Below are 6,563 nucleotides of genomic sequence, written 5' to 3' on the forward strand. Positions count from 1 at the left end.
TGAACCGCACCCCAAAAGTTAGACAGAAAAAATCTAACTTTTGGGGTGTTTTTAAATGAAATTAACTTATGAGGATAAAGTTCGAATCTATGAACTAAGAAAACAAGGAATCAGCTTAAAGCGACTTTCAGAAAAATATGGAATGAACCTTTCAAATCTTAAGTACTTAATCCGATTGATTGATCGTTACGGAATAGAAAATGTCAAAAAAGGGAAAAACCGTTATTACTCTCCTAAATTAAAACAAGAAATCATCAATAAGGTTTTGATTGAAGGTCGTTCGCAACTAAGCGTATCTCTGGATTATGCTCTCCCAAGTAGTGGATTACTTTCAAATTGGCTGGCACAATACAAGAAAAACGGGTATACTATTGTTGAGAAAACAAGAGGAAGGCCAGCTAGGATGGGACGTAAACGGAAGAAAACTTGGGAAGAAATGACAGAATTAGAACGACTTCAAGAGGAGAATGAGCGTCTACGTACCGAGGTGGCCTACCTAAAAAAGTTAAAAGAGCTAGAAGACAGGGACGAAGCCTTAGAGAGAGAAAGGCAGAGACAGTTAGAGAAATGGTTTCAGGAGGATTTCGATTAGATTTACTCCTTGAAACGGCACATTTAGCTCGCTCAACTTACTACTATCACTTAAAACAGCTAGATCAACCAGATAAGAATCAAGAACTTAAAGCTGAAATTCAGGCCATTTATCGTGAGCATAAAGGAAATTATGGCTATCGGAGAGTTACTCTTGAACTAAGGAATCGTGGCTTCGTGGTGAATCATAAGAAGGTCCAACGGCTGATGAAAGTCCTTGGTTTAACGGCTCGAATTCGTCGGAAACGGAAGTATTCTTCCTACCAAGGAGAGATTGGCAAGAAAGCAGAGAATCTCATTCAACGCCAGTTTGAAGCAGCCAAGCCAATGGAAAAGTGCTATACGGATGTGACAGAGTTTGCCATTCCAGCAAGCAGTCAAAAACTCTATCTATCGCCAGTTTTAGATGGTTTTAACAGCGAAATCATTACTTATCATCTTTCTACTTCACCAAACTTAGAACAAGTAAAAACGATGTTGGAACAGGCATTTACAGAGAAACACTACGAGAATACGATTCTCCATAGTGATCAAGGCTGGCAATACCAACATGATTCTTATCATCAGTTTCTAGAGAGTAAGGGAATTCAAGCATCTATGTCGCGCAAGGGCAACAGCCCAGACAACGGTATGATGGAGTCCTTCTTTGGTACTTTGAAATCTGAGATGTTTTACGGTTATGAGAAGCACTTTAGGTCTTTAGAAGACCTTGAACAAGCTATTGTAGACTATATCGATTACTACAACAACAAACGAATTAAGGTCAAACTAAAAGGACTTAGCCCTGTGCAATACAGAACTAAATCCTTCACTTAAATTATTTGTCTAACTTTTTGGGGTCAGTACATATGCCGGCTCTTTTCTTGTTTCAAAAATTTTTAAACTAGATCACCCACCACTGGTAAAGCGACCAGTAGAGAATATTGGCTACGATAGCGAGTGCAGATAGACTAGTCAGAACTGTCAGGAAGAGGCGGCCTTTCCCGAGACCTTTTCGAGCCTTGCTAAAGAGCGGATAAACCGCACATCCTGCTAAGAACAATCCCAAACCTGCAAAAGCCATATAACGCCACTGAGCGATGATACTGAGATCCGTAGTGCTTGAGCTAAGCAGGAGCAAGAGTAAATTTCCAGCTGAGACCACTACTCCTGCAGCTGTCAAGATGTGCCACCATTTCCAAGCTCGATTTTGCTTGCTTTTCACCTTGCCAAAGACCAGTCGATAGAGGACTAGCACAAGCCGCACAAGTAGATTACCCAAAGCATAAACGACACTAAGAGCTGCCAAAGCAATCAACCCAAACTTAGTCCAGATTTCCCAGTCAGGAACTCTCTCAAAATCACTGACCGGAGTAGCGATTCGCGTTTTGCCATTTCCACTTTTATAAATAGTCCAAAACGAACGATCCATTCGCTCCGAGGACGGCTTCTTCATATGAAGCAAATTACCTGGAAAGAGCTGATACAAAGAAAGCGGACCTTGGTTAAAATTCCGAAGGATTTGATAGTAGCCAGGTTCGAACTTTTTCTGAGTCTCTGCACTGGCTGTCGGACGTTTTCCGAAAATCAATTCTGGCATGCCATCATTATAAATTTCTTCCACACCTTGATTGGTCATGATCACCTGGCCGATACCATCCTTCAGATCCAGCAGGAGATAGCTGGAAAAACCATTCGTATTCCCTCCGTGCCCTAGCACTGTAACGCCAAATTTACTGGCCCAGAAGCCATGAGCATTACGAACGATGTCTGTATTAGGATAGGTTGCTGTCGTCGAATAAAGAGTCGTCCAAGTCTCCGACTGAGTAAAGAGAGTTTTACGACTCAGCAGAGCCTGAGCAAATTTTTGAAAATCACTCAATGTTCCTGTGGCTCGACCAACTGGGTACAGACCGACTTCATAAAGTGCATCGCCTAACAGGCTGCCATCTGTCGCATATCCTTTTACTTTCTTGCGCTTTTCCTGTACATAAGCGTTGTCCGATAAGTCAGGCAAGATAGCAGTCCGATCCATGTCCAGCGGCTCAAAAACATGCTCATGGACATAGTCTGCATACTTCTGCTCAGATATCCGCTCCACGATATAAGAGGCCAAAGCCGTGCTGAAGTTAGAGTATGATGTCGTCGTACCTGGCTCAAAGGACTGAATAGGCTGGTAATCGCGGAACTGCTCTTCCAAGTCGCTCTTGTCTCCCTTTTTGTAGAGTGGCATTTCATCAAAGCCAGCCTGATGGTTCATCAGATCCAGCATGGTGATAGGCTTATCGTAGCGAAGATTGCGGAGAAAGCCTTCTGGCAGATAAGTTTTGATGTCTGCTTCCAGGTCGATTTTGCCCTCTTCCCAGAGCTGCATGACCGACACCCAGACCGTCAGTTTAGTGATTGAAGCCCATTCAAAAACACTGTCATCGTCAACTTTGACTTTGTTTTCCTTATCCACATAGCCAAAATTTCCCTTGTAGATGGTTCCGTTTTTATCAAAGACTGCTGTTGCCATGCCGGCCGTTGTCTTTTCATGTTCCTTGACAAAACTTTCGATTTTTTGACCGATTTTGTCGCGGTCCGTACCAGACGGAAGCTTCTGCGAGTCAGCTAAAGCAGCTGTCGGTCGGAAGATTCCTAGAGTTATAATCGTTAAAAGTGTCAGAATAAATGATTTTTTCATAGCATTTCCTTTCTGTTCGACTCAAAGATTCATATGAGCTAAGGTCAGATAATTTGTACAGTCTCCTTTTAATTTTAGAATCAGGCTATTCTTGTTTTTTAATCATGAATTTTTCGCCTGCTTATCCGCCCGATACCAGAGATAAATACTGTAAAGGGTCAGAATACCCAAGCCGCCAAGGTAAATGAGGGAGTTAACCTGAGAGAAATCAAACTTATCAGCTAGGTTGATGCCGACAAAGGTTTCTATCAGAATATCTAGCAGAGCATGGAAAATCATACAGGCAAGGACAGATTTCGTCTTCTTATGCAGTGCAGCAAACCAGATAGACTGGACTATAGTTACAATGATAAAGACTAGAAAGGGATTCTGACTTCGATCATAAAAGCGGTCATAAAACCAGAGAGGAATATGCCAAGCAGCCCAAGCCAAACCGGTTATCGAGGAGGCGATAAGCATAGAGAACTTCTTTCCCAAAGCCGGCTGCAGAAAGCCTCGCCAGCCAGGCTCTTCCATGCCACCAGCCAAGGTCATAAGGTAGATAAAGGATCCAATAAATGAAAGCAGAGACCCGTCTACCAGCTTGCCTCCGGAAGCTAATGCAAAAGTCACTGCCAGACTTCCACTGAAGAGTAGGAGATAGAGCCAAGTCCCTTTCTTGCTTGAGAAGATAAAGGAACAGATGGCTTTGAAGCCTTTTATTTTCAGCACCATTAGGCTTGCTATCACCGGTCCGAACATACTGAGACTAGATAGGAGGCCTTCCAGAGTCAGATAAAGTACGGGTGGATTTTCCGGCCAGAGATTTTTGAGAATGATAGCTAGCAACATAAATCCCCAAGTCCAGCCGAAGTTCCAGGCTAGGAACGGCCAGACTAGTTTTGGTTGTGGTTTGCTTCTTGTTTCATTGGTCATAGAACTTTCTCCTTTAAATGGTTTGATTTTTGTACTCTGATAAGGTCCTTGATTTTTTGCCTCATTTAGCCGCGCTCTGTATAAAAGACAGCTATTGTACTTCAGCTCCTGTTGAAAAATCACTAACCTTAGAATTGTGAAAAGAATTAATCAAACGGTTTCCCTCATGAGCTAGCCCATTCCCCAAGAAAAAACAAGAAAATAATCACAATGCCCACCACTGATAGAGGGACCAGTAGAGGATATTAACCACGATTGCCAGCGCAGATAGACTAGTCAAGACAGTCAGGAAAAGGCGGCTCTTACTCAGCCCTTTTCTTGCCTTGGTCAGAAGCGGGAAGACTGCACAGCCAGCTAGAATCAATCCCAGACCTGCAAAGACAATGTAGCGCCAGCTAGCTAAAAAGGTCAGATCGCTGGTAGCAAATGTGTTAAAGAGGAGGAGGAAGTTTATAGCCACACCTACTCCAGCTAAAGAAGTTAGGTAAGTCCAGATACGAAGAGGTTTTGGTGTTTTAGATTGACCTTTTTTGAAGACCAAGCGGAAGAGATCCAGTCCGCCCCGTGCCAAAAAGAGAATGATACTAAAAACAAGTCCGACTGCCGCTGAAATAAGCAAGGACCAGTCTTTCAGAATCTCGCTATCCTTGACTCTGAAGTTGTCGCCATAGGAAGCTGTTACCTTAGTCTCGTCTCCACTACCGCTGACTACTGAAAAATTCTGGGTCAAAAGCGGATTGTCCTTAGATTTCTTGACAAACTGAGTGTAAAGCAAGATTCTGGAGATAGATATAGGACCACTAGCAAAGTTGCGAGCAGATCGGTAATTGCCAGACTGGAATTTATCAAAGGTGGCTGAGTCCGTCTTTTTCTTAGGTCCAAAAACCAAGGCTGGCATTTCATAGTTATAAACTAACTCATGATCCTGATTCGTCATAATGGTCATACCTATACCATTTTTCAAGTCCAGCAGAATATAAGATGAGTAGCCAGTCGAGTTTCCTCCATGGCCAACAAGCGTCGTGCCGTACTCCCGTGTCCAAAAACCGTGCATATTGAGCGGCATATCCGTTCCTGGATAATTCGATGTTGCTGTGTAAAGGGTTGTCCAAGTCTCAGCGTTCTTGAAGAGCTTTTCTTTCTTCAAAAGCGCTTGGGCAAACTTCTGGAAGTCAGCCAGAGTGGAGACGGCATTCCCTGCTGGGTAAAGCCCTAGATGGAAATAGCTAGTTCCCATAGATGTCCCGTCCGCCCGATAAGAGATTTGCTCCATCCGCTTCTGGTAAATCTTTGGATTTTCTTTAAAGTCGGCTGATAGAGCAGTGTCTTTCATTCCTAGTGGTTGGAAGATATGTTCATGGACATAGGCTGAGAAGTCCTGACCAGATATTCGCTCGACGATGTAGGCTGCCAGACTAGCAGAAAAGTTTGAGTAGGCTGTCATGGTGCCGGGCTCGTAGGACTGTTCTGGCTGATTAACTGCCAGAATCTCCTCAATAGACAAGCCCTTATCTTCCTTGTAGGCATGGGTAGACTCGCCAAAGCCGGCCTGATGGTTCATGAGGTCTGTCATAGTAACGGGCTTGTCGTAGCGCAAAGTCTTCATAAATCCCTCTGGCAGATAGGTGCGAATGTCTTCGTCAAGGTCAATCTTGCCCTCTTCCCAGAGCTGCATGACGGAGACCCAGATAGTTAGTTTCCCTACTGACCCCCATTCAAAGACGCTGTTGTCGTCGGCTTTAATGCCTTTTTCCTTGTTCATATAGCCAAAACTACCTTGGTAAATAGTCCCGTCCTTGTCAAAAACGGTTGTTGCCATACCGGCTGTTGTCTTTTCATGTTCCTTGACAAAGTCTTGGATTTTTTGACCAATTTGGCTGCGCTCCGTGCCAGACGGTAACTTCTGCTCCTCAGCCAAGGCTGTAATTGGTCGGAAGAGTCCTAGAGTTATAATCGTTAAAAGAATTAGAATAAATGATTTTTTCATGATATTTCCTTTCTATTTAGCTTCAACAATCGCATAGGCAATACTTCTGTATACCATTCGGATAAAAATTCTTAACATAGCTTTCTCCTTTCTTAAGCAATGATTTGCATCATCTAATCAAAAGTCACTGCTTCTACAGCCACTCTTGTCGCATCATCTTTCTTGACATGGTCCTGAATCTTTTGGCTAATCTCAATGGCCGCCGTGTTAGACTTCAAAGATTGCTCCATCGTCTTAGCTTGAGGCGTTTTTACCAGTCCTAAGCTTAGGACTGTCAAAAGCCAGAGAAATAACGTTTTTGGCATGGTTTCTTACTCCTTAGATACAATTTAAAATGACGACTGAAATCTATCCCATTCCAGCTCTTCTTATCTTTTACAAATTTTAGGCCTATTTGTATAATCA

General features: G+C 43.2%; 5 protein-coding genes. 1 reads left to right on the plus strand and 4 read right to left on the minus strand.

Annotated features, from left to right (window positions below; translation table 11 throughout):
* The first annotated feature begins 55 nt into the window (after positions 1–55).
* Positions 56–1,407 (plus strand): IS3 family transposase gene (locus HMPREF1150_RS11475; protein WP_156788984.1). Its coding sequence is split into 2 segments (ribosomal slippage): positions 56–497 and positions 497–1,407, totalling 1,353 coding nucleotides; the frame shifts between segments, so codons are not numbered across the junction.
* 67 nt (positions 1,408–1,474) lie between these two features.
* Here the strand turns inward: HMPREF1150_RS11475 and HMPREF1150_RS09420 are convergent.
* The 4 genes from HMPREF1150_RS09420 to HMPREF1150_RS09405 all read right to left on the minus strand — a co-directional run bounded on the left by HMPREF1150_RS09420 (position 1,475) and on the right by HMPREF1150_RS09405 (position 6,463).
* Positions 1,475–3,256 carry a serine hydrolase gene (locus HMPREF1150_RS09420; protein WP_009659219.1) on the minus strand — a complete coding sequence of 594 codons (1,782 nt, stop codon included), beginning with the start codon at positions 3,254–3,256 and terminating at the stop codon, positions 1,475–1,477.
* Positions 3,257–3,358: 102 nt separating this feature from the next.
* Positions 3,359–4,171, minus strand: coding sequence for a CPBP family intramembrane glutamic endopeptidase (locus HMPREF1150_RS09415; protein WP_009659216.1), 813 nt, complete (start codon positions 4,169–4,171; stop codon positions 3,359–3,361).
* Between the two features lie 205 nt (positions 4,172–4,376).
* The gene (locus tag HMPREF1150_RS09410) at positions 4,377–6,158 is read right to left on the minus strand and encodes a serine hydrolase (protein ID WP_009659218.1); all 1,782 of its coding nucleotides are present in this window, start codon (positions 6,156–6,158) and stop codon (positions 4,377–4,379) included.
* A gap of 113 nt (positions 6,159–6,271) precedes the next feature.
* Complete coding sequence (locus HMPREF1150_RS09405) at positions 6,272–6,463, minus strand: hypothetical protein (RefSeq protein ID WP_002895243.1); 192 nt, start codon at positions 6,461–6,463, stop codon at positions 6,272–6,274.
* Positions 6,464–6,563 lie beyond the last annotated feature (100 nt).

The sequence above is a fragment of the Streptococcus sp. AS14 genome, assembly GCF_000286495.1.
Classification (GTDB): Bacteria; Bacillota; Bacilli; order Lactobacillales; family Streptococcaceae; genus Streptococcus; species Streptococcus sanguinis_P.